The organism is Mycobacterium sp. 360MFTsu5.1, from assembly GCF_000383495.1.
In the GTDB taxonomy this organism is placed as follows: Bacteria; Actinomycetota; Actinomycetes; order Mycobacteriales; family Mycobacteriaceae; genus Mycobacterium; species Mycobacterium mucogenicum_B.
Window position 1 is genome coordinate 101,748 of the sequence record NZ_KB911475.1, and the last position, 16,861, is coordinate 118,608.

Below are 16,861 nucleotides of genomic sequence, written 5' to 3' on the forward strand. Positions count from 1 at the left end.
TCGAGGAGAGCCCAGTGACGCAGCCGAACGAGGCGAACCCGCGCCCGGTCGCGGTGATCGTCGAGTTGATCGACCACACCAGCCGGATCGCAGGCCTCAACGACCGCGACGACCTGGCGCAGCGGTTGCTGGCGGCCAAGACCCGGATCAGCGATCCACAGATCCGGGTGGTCATCGCCGGACAGCTCAAGCAGGGCAAGAGCCAGTTGCTGAACTCGTTGCTGAACATGCCGGTCGCCCGCGTCGGCGACGACGAGAGCACCGTGCTCACGACCGTCGTCCACTACGGCGATGCGGCGGCCGCCGAACTCGTGCTGGCGCCCGCTCAGGAAGGTGGCGACCCGTCCGTCGTCGCGATTCCGCCCAACCAGCTGTCGGCCGATCTGCGCCACGCCCCGCAGGCGCAGGGCCGCCAGGTGCTGCGCGTCGAAGTCGCGGCGCCGAGCCCGATGCTCAAGGGTGGCCTCACCTTCGTCGACACCCCCGGCGTCGGCGGGCTGGGGCAGCCCCACCTGTCGGCGACGCTCGGCCTGTTGCCCGATGCCGACGCCCTCCTGATGGTCAGTGACACCAGTCAGGAGTTCACCGAGCCGGAGCTCACGTTCATCCGGCAGGCCCTCGAAATCTGCCCGGTGGCAACGATTGTCGCCACCAAGACCGACCTGTACCCGCACTGGCGGGAGATCGTCGCGGCCAACGCCGCGCACCTGCAGCGCGCGCGGCTGAACGTTCCGGTGGTTCCGGTGTCCTCGGCGCTGCGCACCCACGCGCTGGCGCTGAACGACAAGGAACTCAACGACGAGTCCAACTTCCCGGCGATCATCAAGTTCCTCACCGAAAAGGTGCTCAGCCGCGAGAACGACCGCCTCAAGGACCAGGTGGTCACCGAAATCCACGCGGCCGCAGAACATCTCACCCTGGCGGTGTCCACCGAACTGGCGGCGATCAACGACCCCGAGAAGATCGAGCGCATCAAGGCCGAGCTCGAGCAGAAGAAGGAAGACGCCCAGAATGCGTTGCAGCAGACCGCATTGTGGCAGCAGGTGCTCAACGACGGCATCGCCGACCTGACGGCCGACGTCGACCACGACCTGCGCAACCGCTTCCGCAACATCACCGCGCACACCGAGCGCATCATCGACGGCTGCGACCCCACCCAGCACTGGGCCGAGATCGGCGCCGAGTTGGAGAACGTGGTCGCGACGGCTGTCGGTGACAACTTCGTCTGGGCGCACCAGCGCGCCGAGGCCCTCGCCGCGGAGGTGGCCCGCACATTCGTCGAGGCCGGGCTGGATTCGGTCGAACTGGCCGAGGTCCGGGCCCGGGACATGGGCGCCGGGCTGGGTGAGTTCAACCCCGTGGCGCGGCTGGAGTCCGAGCCGATCCGCGCCGGGCACAAGGTCATCACCGGGATGCGCGGGTCCTACGGTGGTGTGCTGATGTTCGGCATGCTGACCTCGTTCGCCGGGCTGGGCATGTTCAACCCGCTGTCGCTGGGCGCCGGACTGGTGCTGGGCCGCAAGGCCTACAAGGAGGACATGGAGAACCGCATGCTGCGGGTGCGCGGCGAGGCGAAGATGAACGTCCGCCGGTTCGTCGACGACGTGTCGTTCGCCGTCGGCAAGGAGTCCCGCGACCGGTTGCGAAACATCCAGCGGCACTTGCGTGATCACTACCGTGGCATCGCCAATCAGACCACCCGTTCGCTCAACGAATCGCTGCAGGCAACCCTCGCGGCGGCGCAGATCGAAGCGGGCGAGCGTGACAACCGCGTGCGGGAACTGGAGCGGCAGTTGAACATTCTGCGCCAGGTCCTTGAGAACACCGTGAAACTGACTCCCGCACTCGCCCAGTGAGCACAAGCGCACGCGTCCGCGCCATCTTGGGCGGCGTCATCTCGGCCTACCGGTCCGACCCCGTCTACCAGCACCGGCCGCAGGCCCTCGCCGAGCTGGACTGGATCGGCCGCCGGCTCGATCAGCCGATCCGCATCGCCCTGGCCGGAACCCTCAAGGCCGGCAAGTCGACACTGGTGAATGCGCTTGTGGGCGAAGAGATTGCGCCCACCGACGCCACCGAGGCCACCCGCCTGGTCACCTGGTTCCGGCACGGCGCCACGCCCCGGGTCACCGCCAACCATCGCGACGGCCGCCGCACCGACGTGCCGATCACGCGCGGCGACGGGCTCACCTTCGACCTGGCACGGTATTCCGGGGCGCAGGGCGCCGCCAACGTGGGAGACATCGTCGACCTCGACGTGCAGTGGCCCGCAGCGGAATTGGAACAGACGACCATCATCGACACGCCGGGCACCTCGTCGCTGTCACGTGACGTCTCCGACCGCACGCTGCAACTGCTCGTGCCGCGTGACGGCGTACCGCGGGTGGACGCCGTCGTCTTCCTGCTGCGCACGCTCAACGCGCCAGACATCGCGCTGCTCAAGCAGATCGGGGAACTCGTCGGCAGCGGCTCGGGCGCCCTCGGCGTCATCGGCGTCGCGTCGCGCGCCGACGAGATCGGCGCCGGACGCATCGATGCCATGATGTCGGCCCGTGAGGTGGCCACCCGATTCACGTCGGAGCTGGACCGCACCGGCGTCTGCCAGGCCGTCGTCCCGGTGTCGGGCCTGCTGGCGCTGACCGCACGCACACTGCAGCAGAGCGAATTCACCGCGCTGCAGAAGTTGGCCGCCCTGGACGGTGACGGCGCGACGGCCCTGACCAAGGCCATGCTGTCTGCCGATCGCTTTGCCCGACAGGATGATTCGCTGCCGGTGGACGCCATCACCCGGGCCGCGCTGCTGGACCGGTTCGGCATGTTCGGCATCCGGATCGCGATCGCTGTGCTGCGCGCCGGCGTCACCGACTCCCAGGGGCTCGCCGACGAACTGCTGGACCGCAGTGGGCTGGTGGCCCTGCGCGACGTCATCGATCAGCAGTTCGCGCAGCGCGCCGACATGCTCAAGGCGCACACCGCGTTGCGCTCGCTGCGGCGCTTCGTGGAGGCCAATCCCATCTACGCGACGCCGTTCATCCTGGCGGACATCGATCCCCTGCTGGCCGACACACACGCCTTCGAAGAATTGCGACTTCTCGGTCAATTACGTTCCCGGCCAACCACATTGAACGACGACGAGATGGCGTCGCTGCGCCGCATCATCGGCGGCTCGGGGACCGACGCGGCCAGCCGGCTCGGGCTGAGCAACGATGCGCCGTACGACGGCCCGCGGGCGGCGTTCGCGGCGGTGCAGCGGTGGCGCCGCCGGGCCGATCATCCGCTCAACGACCCCTTCACCGCACGCGCCTGCCGGGCCGCCGTGCGCAGTGCCGAGGCCCTGGTCGCCGACTATGCGGCGCAGGGAAGGTGAGATATTCGAGATCGTTGGCAATTTGGTACCCCGCGCGGCTACCGTTTGCGGGTGGCTCAATCGTTTGACCCTTTCGGCCTGGTAGGACGCGCGGTGGACGCCGCTCGACTCGGTCTGGACGTCTACAGCTGGACCGAGCAGCAGATCGTCGGCGCGTTGCGCAAAGGCCTCAACGAACTGGAACCGGAAGACAGTGATGACGACGTCGTCTCGGCGCCCACTGAGGCGCCCGCCGAAGAGTCGCTCAACTCCAAGATGAGCCAGCTGCTGAACCGGGCGCTCGACCAGAACACCGCCGGCAGCCAGACCGAGCTGTACCACCATCTGCTCGATCAGTTGGTGGCCGACGAGGCCCGCATCGTCGGCGCCCTGTCCGACGGCTCCGTCTCGCCCTTGGTCAACGTCTACGACCGGACCCGCAAGCCGGTGCTGGAGAACGCGGCACTGGTCGGCCGGACCGCGAACGTCGCCCTCCCGCAGATGACGCCGCAGTACGTCGGGCATTTGCTGGCGCTGCGCCTCGTGGAGATCGGTCCGGAGGATTCTGCGCTGAAAACCGAGTACGAGGTGCTGATGGCTGAGACCATCGTCCTCAACGCGATCAAGGCCGCGTCGAAGGGTCCGCTGCCCGCCAAGGTGGAGAAGCTGACCTTGACGCTGTCGCCGCTGGGCCGATCGCTGTGGGCCGCCGCCACCGCGGAGGACGACCAGAACGGGTGGCGCTGATGTCCTTGACCGAGATCCTCCTCGACTTCCGCGAGCACTGGATCATCTACTTCTCCATGCCGCTGGTGGCCGCCTTCGTCGGCTGGAGCACCAAGATCGTGGCGATGGAGATGATCTACCGGCCGCTGGAGTTCAAGGGCATCGGTCCCATCGGCTGGCAGGGCATCATCCCGCGACGGGCCGGCAAGGTCGGCTCCACCACCATCGAGCTGCTCACCGCGAATCTGCTCAAACCCGAGGAACTGCTGTCCCGGATCGACGCCAAAGAGGCCGTCGAGGTGCTGCGCGAACCGCTGTCGGCGTCGATCAACGACATCGCGCGCGACGTCGCCGAGGAAATTCGTCCGGGCCTGTGGGATTCCCTGCCCGAGGCCGGGCGCCAGGCGATTCTCAACCGCATCCACTCCCAGGCGCCGCGCATCACCGAGAAGATGCTGAACGAGATGCAGTCGGACCTCAGCCGGTTCGTCGACCTGCAGTTCCTCGCGGTCACCACGCTGGTGCGCAACAAAGAGAAGCTCAACAAGCTGATGCGTGGCCTGTCCGACGACGCCATGGCGTTCGTCCGGCGCAGCGGCATCTACTTCGGCCTGATCATCGGTACCGCGCAGATGTTCGTCTGGGCCATCTTCAAACTGCCGTGGATCATGCCGGCCTTCGGCTTCGGTATCGGTCTGATCAGCGACTACATCGCGCTCAACATGCTGTTCCGGCCCATCAAGCCGACGAAGTATCTGGGCTTCATCAAGTTCCAAGGGCTGCTGCACGCCCAGCGCGAGAAGATCACCGCCGACTACGCGCGCATCCTCTCCGAGGACCTCTTCGCGCCGGACATCCTCTTCGACGGCATCCTCAAGGGCCCCGGCGCCGACAAGCTGTTCGCCATGATCGCGCGTGAGGTCGAGGCCGCCATCGACAACGAGATCGGCGGTTGGACCGGCACCGTCGTGAAGTTCGCGGTCGGCACGTCGAAGTACAACGCGCTGAAAGACCGGGTCGTCGATCTCGTGGTCGAGCGGCTGCCGGCCACGCTGCTGGACGCGCAGGACTACGCCATGAGCAAGATCGATCTGGAACAGACGATCATCGAGAAGATGAATCAGCTCAGCAACGAGGAGTACGAGTCGATTCTGCGGCCGGTGTTCAAGGACGACGAACCGTTGATGGTCGCCATCGGCGCCATCCTCGGTGGCTGCGTCGGTGAACTCCAGGTGCTGATGATCGAGTTCTTCACGCACTAGTGCGGGCGCGGTCCCGGCGGGTGGGTGCGCCGGGACTGGGTGATCGACGTCGACGTCTTCGGGGTGCGGCTGGTGGTCGTGCTGTCACCTGACGGCGTGGACGTGGGAGACGTCGTCGTCGTATCCGTCGTGGGCGGCACGTCGATGTCCGTGGTCGACGGAGTCACTGACGAGTAGCTGGTGGACGTCGGCGTGCTCGTGGTGACCGCCGTGGTCGACGGTTGGCCGGAGTCATCCACGATGACGGGCACCGGCGGCGGCTGCGGTTGGTTGTTGTGCCGCACCAGCCACGATCCCGCGAAATACAGCAGTGCGATCGCGGCGAGCGCGGCCAGGCTGGCGCCGACGACATGCGGGGTGCGCTCGTGCCACGGCCGCTCGGTCATGGCCGGTCAGCGTAGCTGGGGAATGACCTCCGTGCTGAAGAACTCGATGTGGTCGAGGTCGGCCATGTCCAGCACCTGCAGATAGATGCGCTCGACCCCGGCCGCGACGAACGGCGCCAGCTTGTCGACGATCTCGGCCGGTGTGCCGACAGTGGGGGAGTTGCCGCGCATCTCGTCGACCTCGCGGCCGATGGCGGCGGCCCGGCGGGCGATCTCCGCGTCGTCTTTGCCCGCGCACAGCACGAAAGCCGCCGAGTACGTGATGCTTTCGGGTGCCCGGCCGGCCGCGTCGACGGCCGCCCGTACGCGGCCGAACTGAGTGGTCAGGGTGTCGATGTCGACGAACGGGATGTTGAATTCGGAGGCGAACCGGGCGGCGAGCGCCGGGGTCCGCTTGGCGCCGCCGCCGCCGATGATCACCGGCGGGTGGGCCTGTGCCGGCTTGGGCAGTGCCGGGGAGTTCTTGACGGTGTAGTGCTTGCCGGCGAAGTCGAACAGTTCACCGACCGGGGTGTCCCAGAATCCGGTGATGATCTGCAGCTGTTCTTCCAGGCGGTCGAAGCGTTCGCCGAGGCTGGGGAACGGGATCGCGTAGGCCTCGTGCTCTTCGGCGAACCACCCGGCGCCGAGGCCCAATTCCACACGGCCCCCGCTCATTTCGTCGACCTGCGCGACGGCGATGGCGAGCGGGCCGGGGTAGCGGAACGTCGCGGAGGTGACCATGGTGCCGAGCCGGATGGTGCTCGTCTCCCGCGCGATGCCGCCGAGCGTCACCCACGAGTCGGTGGGGCCGGGCAGCCCGTCGCCGGCCATGGCCAGGTAGTGGTCGGAGCGGAAAAACGCTGAGTAGCCGAGCCTTTCGGCGGTCTGAGCGACGGCGAGCTGGTCGGCGTAGGTGGCACCCTGCTGTGGTTCGACGAATACCCGGAAGTCCATGCCGCCCAGCCTAGTGAATCAGAACGCCTTGGCACCCGCCGTCGAGACGAACATCCCGTGGCCCGTCGCGGCATTGGTGAAGCGGGTGCCTTCGGCCCCGGCGAGGATGGTCCAACCCACCGCCGAGTACGTCTGGTAGTCCAGGGTGACCGTCGGGATGGCACCGAGATTGCCCAAGCCCCAAGACAATTTGCCGGCAGCGGTGACCCGGACGCCGCGCGCGGTCTCCCCGTTGACCTGTGGCGCATTGGCGAACGACGACTCGCAGTCGACGGCGGCCGTGTTGAGCTGGCACCGGGTCTGGCCGGACTTGGTCGCGATGAAGACATAGCCGTTCTGCGGAGCCAGGGCCTGCGCCGTGGGTGGCACGGCGCTCGGTACGGGGATGGGGCTCACCGGGACCGGGCGGATCGCCTTCTCACTCGGTGTGGGTGTGCTGGTGGACGCGGTGGTCGACAGGCCACCGGCCGGTCCGGACTGCGGGTTCCCGGTGGTGGTGCTGTCGCAGCCCGCGAGCAGCGTGGCAGCCAGCGCAGCGGTGGCAGACATGGTGAGCCGTGTGTGGTTCATCGGCCATCAGGCTACGGGAGATCTGATCGCGCTGATCCAGACCGCTGCCCCGGCGCGTCCTGCTGCCTAACGTCGAACTTCCGTAGTGAACAGAGGTGGCGATGAGCAGAAAACACATATCCCCGCTCGGCGTGGTCGGCGTCGTCGCCATCGCGGTGGCCGGAGTTCTGATCGGGTTCAAGAACATTCACGGTTCATCGCCGGATGCACTGTTGAACGTGTCGTACGACCCGACGCGCGAGCTGTACGCGGCGCTGGACCCGCAGTTCGTTGCGGAGTACCGCAAGCAGTCCGGCGTCACCGTCGACATCGCTCAGTCGCACGGCGGATCCGGCCGGCAGGCGCGCAACGTCATCGACGGTACGTCGAAAGCCGGTGTGGTCTCACTGGCGTTGGTCAGTGACGTCGACAAGCTGGCCAAGCGCGGGCTCATCGCCAAGGACTGGCAGCACCGGCTGCCCAACAACTCGGTCCCCTATACGTCGACCATCGTGTTCGTGGTCCGCAAGGACAACCCGAAGAACATCCACGACTGGCCCGATCTGGTCAAGGGCGATGTCTCGGTGGTGACCCCGGACCCGCGCACGTCGGGCAACGGCAAGCTCAGCGTGCTGGCCGGGTGGGGTTCGGTGACGACCCGTGGCGGCTCCGAGGCAGCGGCCCACGACTACCTGGCGGCGTTGTTCAAGCACGTCGCCGTCGCCGATGAGGGCGCGCGTGGCGCGGCCACCAGCTTCGCCGTGCAGAAGATCGGCGATGTGCACCTGACGTGGGAGAACGAAGCCATCCGGGAGGTGGCTGCGGCACCGAACGAGCTGCAGATCGTGTACCCACCGGTGAGCATCAAGGCCGAACCCGCGGTGGCCTGGGTGGATGCGAACGTGGCCGGCAAGAAGACCGAGGTCTACGCGAAGGCCTACCTGAACTACCTGTTCACCGATCCTGCCCAGGACGTCATCGCGAAATACGGGTACCGCTCGATCAACCCTCAGATCCAGGCCAAGTATCGGGCCCAGTTACCGGACATCGCGCTGTTCCCGGTGTCGGCGATCGCCAAGGACTGGGACGACGCCGCCGAAAAGTTCTTCGGCGACAACGGAATCGTCGACACCATTCATATCCCTGCGCAGCGAACGGTGGTGGGATCGTGAGCCTGCTTTCGAACCTGAAGACCAACTACGACCGCACCCTCGCCCGGCGCGATCTGATCGCCGGCCTGACGGTGGCCGCCATCGCTCTCCCACAGGGTATGGCCTACGCCCTGATCGCCGGCGTCGACCCCAAATACGGTGTCTTCTCGGCCATCGTGGTGACCCTCATCGCGTCGATATTCGGCTCGTCGTCGCACCTGATCAACGGACCCACCAGCGCCATCTCACTGTTGGTGTTCAGCTCGCTGGCGTTCATCGATCCCGAGAACCGCACCGAACTGTTCGAGGCACTGTTCCTGCTCGCGGTGCTGGTGGGCACCATCCAGATTCTGATCTCGGTGTTCAAGCTGGGTGACCTGACCCGGTACATCTCCGAGTCGGTGATCGTCGGGTTCATGGCGGCGGCCGCGTTCCTACTTGCCTTGGGCCAGTTGGGAAATGCGCTCGGCGTCAAGGACCGGGGCAACGGCAACATGCAGGTGCTGTACCGCACCTACCTCACGCTGTTCCACGGCGACGCGATCAACTACCGGGCCGTGGTGCTGAGTGTCACGGCTGTCGTCGCGGCGGTCGTGCTCCGAAAGTTGGTGCAGCGCTATGGCTGGCCGCAGATCGACATGCTTGCCGTGCTGGTCATCGCGGCGCTGATCGCCTACTTCTCGGGCTGGTCGACACCCGGGCACGGCGGCAAGACCGCGGTGTCGATCACCGGAAAGATTCCCGCCAGCCTGCCCGACTTCCACATTCCAGTGGTGCATTGGGAGTGGCTGCCGCATCTGTCGGAGGGCGCGTTGGCGGTCGCGTTCATCGGTTTGATCGAGGCGCTGTCGATCGCGAAAGCCATTGCGCACCAGACACAGCAGAAGATCGACTACAACCGGCAGATTCTGGCGGAAGGCCTGGCCAACCTCACCGGTGGCTTCTTCCAGAGCCTGCCCGGTTCGGGTTCGCTGTCGCGGTCGGCCATCAACTTCCAGGCCGGTGCGGCCACCAGGTTCTCCGGCGTCATCGCGTCGGTGGCGGTGGCCGGCGCACTGCTGCTGTTCGCGCCGCTGCTGAGTTACATCCCGAAGGCGGCGCTGGCCGGTCTGCTGCTGGTGACGGCGGTTCGCCTGGTCGATTTCCAACGACTGGTGCACACCGTCCGGGCCTCTCGTTACGACGCCGGTCTGGTGATCGTCACGGCAATCACCGGCGTGGTCGTCGACCTGGACAAGGCGGTGCTGCTCGGCGTCGCGCTGTCGATCCTGCTGTTCGTCCCGCGCGCCTCCAAGCTCAAGATCGCCGAGCTCGTGGTCACGCCGGAACGGGTGGTCCGAGAACGGGTCGGCGACGAGCCGGACAATCCGGCGGTGCTCATCTACGACATCGAAGGAGAGTTGTTCTTCGGTGCCGCACCGGAAATCGAGCACGCGCTGGACGCGCTCACCGAGCGGGTCAAGGCCGAAGGCACCCAATTCGTGGTGCTCCGGCTCAAACGTGCCCGCAACCCCGACGCGGTCGGCATCGAGCGTGTCGAGCGGTTCCTGCACGACCTGACCGAGCTCGGTGTCACCGTCCTGCTGGCCGGCGTTCGGCCCGACACCCTGGACGTCCTGAGCAACGTCGGGCTGCGCGACTGGTTCCCGGACGAGCGCATCTTCCCGGAAGAGGAGAAGGAGTTCTCGGCAACGCTCAAGGCGGTCCGCTACGCGGAGTCACGGCTGGTCCCGAGTCGTGTCGGCAGCGACGAGGAGCTGTACTACCTGGTCTGACCGGACCCGCTACTGCGGCAGCAGCGGGGGACGGCAGATGTTGTTGATCGGGTCCCACCACGCGCCGTCGCGGCAGTCGAGCGGCGTCGTCGAGACCGGCGGCCGGCAGCTGTTGATGTTCGGGTCCCACCAGCCGCCCGGACAGTTCTGCACCAGCGGGGCCTGGCACCGGTTCTGCACCGGATCCCACCAGGTGCCGTTGTCGCAGTCCGCGTTGCTGACGGCCGGCGCGATCGCTGCGGTGATGGCCATGGGTGCCAAGGCGGCCGCGGCGATGACGGCGGCACGCTGCAGAGACTTGTGCATGCCGTCAGCCTAAATGGCCTCAGTTACAAGGCAAGTCACCCGGTGTGTAGTAGGGCACCCCGGCCGGGGTGTAGCACGGCGGCCGGCCGGCGGCGGCCTGCGCGGCCGCGTCCTCCGGAGCCGCCGCGGCCACCGCCGCATCACCGGCGATGTTGGTACAGCCGCCGGCACTCACGTGGCGACCGCCGACGCTGCCGCACACATCGGAGTGTGCGACCGGTGCGCCGACGGTCGGCACGGCCGCGGACGCCAGCAGCAACAACACTGCAGCAACGCTTTTCTTCATGCGAAGATTATTGACGACTTCGTCAGGCTGGTATCAGTTTTCCTTGTAACTACCGTCGTCGGTCCGGGTGAAGTAGCGGCCGGGCGGGGGCAGCGGGTCGCGGCGCAGCGGTCCGGCGACCGGGCGGTGCCACGGTGTCATCGGTACCTCGTCGACGACGCGGACGAACGCCGGCCGTTGCGCGGCCGGCAGACTCGCGAGTGCCTCGTCCAAGTCGCCGGCGGAGACGTCCTGCCCGTCCACCAGGGACAGCGCCGCGACCGCCACTTCGGCGTCGTCGGCGGCGACGCCATAGGTGTGCACCAGGTCGACGGCGGGCAGCTTGCCGAGGGCCGCGGTGATCGGCAGGGACGCCACCACCTCGTCGGCGGTGCGGATCTGGGTGTCGACCGAGTCGATCAGCCAGTAGTCGCCGTCGGCGTCCCGGCTGACCAGGCTGCCGCTGGAGAACCAGGCGTCGCCGGCCTCGAACAGATTGCGCAGCGGCGGCGCCGACGCGGTGGTGGCCGAGCTGATCTTCACCAGCAGCAGGCCGGTCTCGTCGTCGGCGCACCGGATGGCGTAACCGTCCGCGCCCGAAACAAGTTGCTGCGCTTCGGGATCCCATCGCACGACCTCGACGGTCGCGCTGCCGGGGAGCGGCCGCCCCAGCGATCCGGGCTTGGCCGGGTTGACGTTGGCCAGGATGGCCTCGCCCTCGCTGGTGGACCAGAAGTCGAGAACACCGGCCGGCGCGAACCGGTCCAGCACGCGGCGCCACAGGCCGCGGGGCATGCCGGAGCCGACGAACAGGCGCACCGAGTGGTTGCGCTCGGCGGGCTGCGGGGCGGCGTTGACCAGCGGCCGCAGCTGCGCCCACGTGTAGCAGACGATGGTCACGCCGTAGCGGCGCACTTCCGTCCAGAACGTCGTCGGGTCCAGGTCCTTGGCCATCGCCAGCCGACTGCCGCCCGCGACCGCGCCGCCGATGCCCGTCAGCAGGCCGGAGGTGTGGTAGATCGGGTTGATGCAGTAGACGGTGTCGGAGTTGTTCAGCGTCGCCGACGTCGCGGTTCCGTATGCCGACAAACCGAAGCGGCCGTTGGTGACTCGGATGGGGCGGGGATCGTCGTCCGGGCCGCCGAAGAAGATGAATGCGAGCTCGCCGGCACGGCCCGGGTTGGGGCGGTACCAGTCGGGGATGCGCACGGCGTTGGTCTCGCCGATCTCGAGGGCCGTCAGGGTGCGGTCCCGGTTGAGGTACGGGGTGTCCAACAGGAATGTGTGCAGCGGCCGGCCGGCGAAGTCGGCCTCGGAATGTTCGGGGTCGGCGATGACGCGGTTGACCCTGCCGAGCTCGACTTCACGCGCGGTATCGGCACCGGGCCGGAGCATCACGGCCACGGCACCGATGCGGTTGAGTGCCGTCACCACCGCCAGTGCCGACGGGCGCGTGCCCATCAACACGCCGACGTGCTCACCGGCGCGCACGCCCGCGGCGAGCAGGCCGCGCACCACCGCGTCGATGCGGACCTTGTTCTCGCCGTAGGTGTAGCTGCGGTCCTCGTACATGAAGCTGACGTCGTTGGGCGCGTGCTGCGCCTGCTCATCGAACAAGAGCGCCAACGAGATTCGGGTGTTCGCGTCCAGTCTCCGGATGCGTGCCAACCGGGGCATCTGACGCGACACGGTGCCGAACATGCCGCGGACGTCCCCGACCGACCGCGCGACGGAGCCGGCAACCATGCGTCCGGCGTCGATCAATGCCTGGACACCCTCGGCCGGTCCCGCAGGCACCGGTTCGGCGGCGGTGGTCGTGGTGTCGACCTTGGTGACGTGCTCCGGCTGCGGGCCCTTGCCTTCGGCAAACCGCATCCAGTCGGCGACCAGCGGCCACGTGTGCGATGTCGCGGTACTGCCCACCACCAACCCGAAATGCCCTGCGTGCAAAGTGCTTTCGTAGATCTCTGTGCGCGGTGCCGCGCCCAGAATCCCGCGTACCGACGCAGGCGGGGCGATCTCGTCGACATCGCCGACGAACGCCAGGATCGGCGAGGTGATGTCGGCGAGCGTCACCGGTCGTCCGGCGATGCTGAATCCGCCCGTCAGCATCCGGTTGTGCATCAGGAACTGCTGCAGGAATTCGGCGAGTGCCGGGCCGGGCCACGCCACCCAGCCGTCGTTCATCAGGTAGCGGCGCTGCCCTTCGCGCGGCAGCAGGGCATCGCGGTCGTGCAGAGCGGCCAGGAACTGCAGCTGGCCCGTCACCGCTTTCACGGGGTCGAGCAGTTGGAACCCCAGCCGCGTCGCCCAGCCCGGCACGGACCGACCGCGCAGCACGTTCTCCATCACGAACCCCATGCCGGGAATCGCGATTTCGGCGGGGACGCCCATCGGGGCGGTCTTGCTGAGATCGACCGGGCTGCCGAAAGTGATGACGCTGGCGATGCCGACACTGCGCCGGTACGCCGAGGTCTGGTAGCAGAACATGCCGCCCTGCGAGTAGCCGGCGAGGTGGACGCCGCCGCCGGTCAAGTTGACCATCTCATCGATGGCCGCATCGACCGCCAGCACGTGATCGGCCAGGTTGCGCTCCAGGCCGCCCGCTTCCTTCTCCGGCGAGCCGAAGTCGATGACCCACGGGTCGATGCCGTTGTCGATCAGGGTCCGAACGCCGCTGGCCTGCGGCGATACGTCGAACACGTCGGCGGTCAGCATCAGCGGCGGCACCAGCAGCACTTGGGGACGGCCCGGTTCGCCGCTGGTGCGGTAGCGCCGCAGCTTGTGGATGCGGCCCTGGGCGACGACGTCGTACGGCGCCGGCTCTTCGCCCGTCTCCAACCCGCCGTAGCGAGCAACTTCCAGCCAGTTGCGAGTCGTCGCCACAACCCTGTCGAACATTCAGTCGGCCCTTTCGCTCAACACTCGGTGCAGATCATGCCAAGCGGACGCGTTCACCACGGCAGTTTGACCGCCAGTCTCGGTGCCGGTGGGTTGGTCGACCGCAAATGCACGTCGGTCGAACGGATCGGATCGAGGACGCGGGTCAGGAAGGTGACCTCGTCGGCGAGGACTTGCGGTTGCCACGGCTCTTCGTAGAAATCGAAATGGTCGATGGGGTACTCACACAGATGCGCGAGGTAACCCGCCTTCTTCGCGGCCTTTTTGGCCGCATCCGGCGGTGCGATGCGGTCATTGGTGCCGACCTGCACCAGCAGCGGGCACTCCAGCTCACTGGCATGCACGGTCGGCCGGTTGAACGCGACCTCCAGCACGGTGCGGGCCGCGAACTCGTTGCGCCACGTGGGGCCGGCCAAGGCGAGGTAGGACTCCTCGGAACCCGGAGTGCTGAGCGGTGCGACGCTTCCCGGCTGTCCGGCGATCGGCAGGTAGTGGGGATTGCGGCCGAACCGGGCCCCCGCGGCATCGAACAGTCCGTGCGCCACCATGCGCGCCATGTGACCGGCACTCGTCTCTCGCACTCCCTGCACCAGGGCAGCCATCCCGTCGGTGGCTGGACACACGGATACCACCGCGGCCACCCGTTGATCTTCGGCGGCGGCGGCGATGACGTGCCCGCCGGAATACGACGTGCCCCACAGCGCGATGCGGTCCCGGTCGACACCCGGCAGATTGCGGGCGGCGTCGATGGCGGCGTGGTAGTCCTGCCGTTGCTTCTTGACCGAGATGTACTGGCGTGGTTCGCCTTCCGAATCGCCGAAGCCCCGGTAGTCGAACAGCACCACGTCCATCCCGGCGGCGGCGAAAGGCTCGGCGAACGCCATCAGGCCGGAGTCACGGGTACCGCCAAAGCCGTGGGCCATGACCACGCACGGCCGCCCGGTCTGTCCGGTCAGCGCGTCGGTATCGGCGGTCAGATGCCAAGCGGCACAACGCTCGCCGTGGCTGATGAAAAAGAAGTCGGTTGTCATGATCGCTCCTTCGGTCAGACCACGGACAGTGGCGCGGCGGCGGGCGTGAAGACGAGCGCGGGATCCTCGATGGGCCCGTTGCGCAGCCGCTCTTGGTCCATTTCGTAGGCGTGCTTGAACGCCCATGGGCCATAGGTGCCGCCGCGTGGGAACTTCGCGACGGCCCGCTGGACGTAGCCGGAGGTCATGTCCAGCAACGGAACTCGTTCCATGGTCCCGTCCTCCAGGACCGGGACCACCTTGCCGTAGCCGTGCTCGTCCATGTAGTCGAGCATCCGGCAGAAGTGCTCGCACACCAGATCGACCTTCAGTGTCCAGGCGATGTTGGTGTAGCCGACGGCGAACGCGAAATTGGGCACGCCGGACAGCATCATGGCCTTGTAGACCGTGAGATCGGGGAGATGCAGCAGGTGCCCGTCGACGCTGAGCTCGATCTTGCCGAAGGGGACCATGTTCAGTCCGGTCGCCGAGATGATGATGTCGGCAGCCAGTTCCTGCCCGGACTTCAACAGGATGCCGTGCTTGGTGAACCGCTCGATGTGGTCAGTGACGATCGAGGCCTTGCCCGTCGAGACCATCTTGAACAGGTCGCCGTCGGGCACCATCGCCAGGCGCTGCTGCCACGGGTTGTACTTGGGGGTGAAGTGCGTGTCGACGTCGAAATTCTTGGGAAGCTGTCGAGCCACATTGGCGATCAACAACTTTCGCATCAGCTTCGGGTAGCGCATACACATCTTGAACATTCCGCGGTTCAGCGAGATGTTCTTGCGCCGGACGATCTTGTACGCCCGTTCGTGGCCGAGGACCTTGTTGAGGACGTTGGCTATCGGGTCGGACGCCGGTATCGAGAACACGTAACTAGGGGACCGCTGCAGCATGGTGACGTGTGCGGCCTTGTCTGCCATGTTCGGGATCAGCGTGACGGCCGTGGCACCGCTGCCGATGACGACGACGTTCTTACCGGTGTAGTCCAGATCTTGCGGCCACAGTTGAGGGTGGATCACCGGGCCCTCGAAATCCTCGCGGCCGGGGAAGTCGGGGATGTACGGGTTCTGGTAGTCGTAGTAGCCGGTGCCCAGGAACAGGAAGCGTGAGGTGAATGTCTCGGTGCGCCCGTCGTGGGTGGTCGTGACGGTCCAAAGTCCTTGCCGGGAGTCGAAATTCGCCGATTCCACGTGGTAGCCGAACCGGATGTGGCCGGCCAGGTCGTTCTCCTCGACCGTCTGCTGCAGGTAATCCAGGATGATGTGCCCGTCGGCGATGGACTTGCGGTGTGTCCACGGCTTGAAGCCGAAGCCGAAGGTCGGCATGTCCGAGTCGGACCGGATTCCCGGGTATTGGTGCAGGCTCCAGGTGCCGCCGATCGCGTCTCGGCCCTCCAGCACCACGAACGACGTGCCCGGGCGAAAAGTCTTGAGGTGATACGCCATTCCGATGCCGGAAATCCCGGCGCCGATGACCAGGACGTCAATGGGAGCGGTGGTTGTCATGGGCACTCCTTTGCCGGTCCGGCGGGTGTACCTGACTCTAATTCCGTGCCGCGTCGTCTATGCCGGGTTTCGCAGGCCCGGCGATGCACCCTCGACGGTTAGGTGGGCTGGGTAAATCGCGGCCGGGACTGCTGTTTGCTACCCGCTGCCTGGCGGCGGCGTCGGCGGATCGACGACGGTTAGGTGACCTAGCTGTCCTTTGATGGCTCATGCGGCACAGGACCCTCGGCGGTTAGGTCGACTCCGCAATCGTTCCGGCCCATCCCCAAGGGCTCGGGCGCCGGCCTGTCGATCCTCGACGGTTAGGTCGGCTAATCGGTCCTGCGGTCCGGCGCGGCGGCTTGGCGGGTTGTCGGCGGCTTGCCTCTTGGCGTCCCGCGTTCGCGGGCCGGGTTGGCTAGTTGTCCTAACCGTCGACGATCCGTGCACCTGGTGTGCGGCACCAATCCTGCTGTGGCCCTTCTGTTTAGGCGGACTAATCGTCGTCGATGCCAGGCTGCCCGTAGCCGCCGCGACGTGTCGGTGGGCAGGTCTACATTCGAACGTATGAGCGAAACTATGAGTGATCCCCACGCCGCGGCCGCGGCGGTCGACGCGATCACCCTGGCCACCCGCCAGGAGAACGCCGCCGGCGCCCGGCGCCTGGCCGCGATCGGCGACCTGTGGGAGCTGCGCGCTCCCGACGACGACATCGAAAAACGGTACTGGGCGATCGACGGTTTTTCTGGCCTGGTGGT

At 67.0% G+C, this 16,861-nt stretch carries 14 protein-coding genes and 1 pseudogene; 7 read left to right on the plus strand and 8 right to left on the minus strand.

Going from position 1 to position 16,861, the window contains the following annotated elements; translation table 11 throughout:
- Positions 1 to 14: 14 nt before the first annotated feature.
- The 4 genes from H289_RS0126910 to H289_RS0126925 all read left to right on the plus strand — a co-directional run bounded on the left by H289_RS0126910 (position 15) and on the right by H289_RS0126925 (position 5,334).
- Positions 15 to 1,856, plus strand: coding sequence for a dynamin family protein (locus H289_RS0126910; protein ID WP_020103962.1), 1,842 nt, complete (start codon positions 15 to 17; stop codon positions 1,854 to 1,856).
- On the plus strand, positions 1,853 to 3,367 hold the full coding sequence (locus H289_RS0126915; RefSeq protein ID WP_020103963.1) for a dynamin family protein: 1,515 nt from the start codon (positions 1,853 to 1,855) through the stop codon (positions 3,365 to 3,367). Before H289_RS0126910 ends, H289_RS0126915 begins: the two co-directional genes overlap by 4 nt.
- A gap of 93 nt (positions 3,368 to 3,460) precedes the next feature.
- The gene (locus H289_RS0126920; protein WP_020103964.1) at positions 3,461 to 4,093 is read left to right on the plus strand and encodes an Abi-alpha family protein; all 633 of its coding nucleotides are present in this window, start codon (positions 3,461 to 3,463) and stop codon (positions 4,091 to 4,093) included.
- Positions 4,093 to 5,334, plus strand: coding sequence for a DUF445 domain-containing protein (locus H289_RS0126925; RefSeq protein WP_036421636.1), 1,242 nt, complete (start codon positions 4,093 to 4,095; stop codon positions 5,332 to 5,334). Before H289_RS0126920 ends, H289_RS0126925 begins: the two co-directional genes overlap by 1 nt.
- Here H289_RS0126925 and H289_RS32095 read toward each other — a convergent pair.
- The 3 genes from H289_RS32095 to H289_RS0126940 are packed head-to-tail and all read right to left on the minus strand — an operon-like array spanning position 5,331 to position 7,226.
- Complete coding sequence (locus tag H289_RS32095) at positions 5,331 to 5,720, minus strand: hypothetical protein (RefSeq protein ID WP_020103966.1); 390 nt, start codon at positions 5,718 to 5,720, stop codon at positions 5,331 to 5,333. The two genes, H289_RS0126925 and H289_RS32095, sit on opposite strands and share 4 nt — an antisense overlap.
- 6 nt (positions 5,721 to 5,726) lie before the next feature.
- Positions 5,727 to 6,656, minus strand: coding sequence for an LLM class F420-dependent oxidoreductase (locus H289_RS0126935; RefSeq protein WP_020103967.1), 930 nt, complete (start codon positions 6,654 to 6,656; stop codon positions 5,727 to 5,729).
- Between the two features lie 18 nt (positions 6,657 to 6,674).
- Entirely contained in the window at positions 6,675 to 7,226 is a 552-nt protein-coding gene (locus tag H289_RS0126940; RefSeq protein WP_020103968.1) for a hypothetical protein, read from the minus strand.
- Positions 7,227 to 7,327: 101 nt separating this feature from the next.
- On the opposite strand from H289_RS0126940, the gene H289_RS31485 reads away from it, so the two are divergent.
- Positions 7,328 to 8,377 carry a sulfate ABC transporter substrate-binding protein gene (locus H289_RS31485; RefSeq protein ID WP_036421581.1) on the plus strand — a complete coding sequence of 350 codons (1,050 nt, stop codon included), beginning with the start codon at positions 7,328 to 7,330 and terminating at the stop codon, positions 8,375 to 8,377.
- Positions 8,374 to 10,131, plus strand: coding sequence for a SulP family inorganic anion transporter (locus tag H289_RS0126950; RefSeq protein WP_020103970.1), 1,758 nt, complete (start codon positions 8,374 to 8,376; stop codon positions 10,129 to 10,131). Before H289_RS31485 ends, H289_RS0126950 begins: the two co-directional genes overlap by 4 nt.
- Before the next feature lie 9 nt (positions 10,132 to 10,140).
- Here H289_RS0126950 and H289_RS0126955 read toward each other — a convergent pair whose 3' ends face one another.
- The 5 genes from H289_RS0126955 to H289_RS0126975 are packed head-to-tail and all read right to left on the minus strand — an operon-like array spanning position 10,141 to position 16,124.
- Positions 10,141 to 10,437 carry a hypothetical protein gene (locus tag H289_RS0126955; protein ID WP_020103971.1) on the minus strand — a complete coding sequence of 99 codons (297 nt, stop codon included), beginning with the start codon at positions 10,435 to 10,437 and terminating at the stop codon, positions 10,141 to 10,143.
- A gap of 19 nt (positions 10,438 to 10,456) precedes the next feature.
- Positions 10,457 to 10,723 (minus strand): hypothetical protein, encoded by a 267-nt coding sequence (locus tag H289_RS0126960; protein ID WP_036421584.1) that lies wholly within the window; start codon positions 10,721 to 10,723, stop codon positions 10,457 to 10,459.
- Positions 10,724 to 10,756: 33 nt separating this feature from the next.
- The gene (locus tag H289_RS0126965) at positions 10,757 to 13,603 is read right to left on the minus strand and encodes an AMP-binding protein (protein ID WP_036421587.1); all 2,847 of its coding nucleotides are present in this window, start codon (positions 13,601 to 13,603) and stop codon (positions 10,757 to 10,759) included.
- 53 nt (positions 13,604 to 13,656) lie between these two features.
- On the minus strand, positions 13,657 to 14,634 hold the full coding sequence (locus H289_RS0126970) for an alpha/beta hydrolase (protein ID WP_020103974.1): 978 nt from the start codon (positions 14,632 to 14,634) through the stop codon (positions 13,657 to 13,659).
- Positions 14,635 to 14,648: 14 nt separating this feature from the next.
- Entirely contained in the window at positions 14,649 to 16,124 is a 1,476-nt protein-coding gene (locus H289_RS0126975) for a flavin-containing monooxygenase (RefSeq protein WP_020103975.1), read from the minus strand.
- A gap of 546 nt (positions 16,125 to 16,670) precedes the next feature.
- On the opposite strand from H289_RS0126975, the pseudogene H289_RS33215 reads away from it, so the two are divergent.
- Positions 16,671 to 16,861, plus strand: a pseudogene (locus H289_RS33215) (HNH endonuclease signature motif containing protein); the annotation flags it as partial.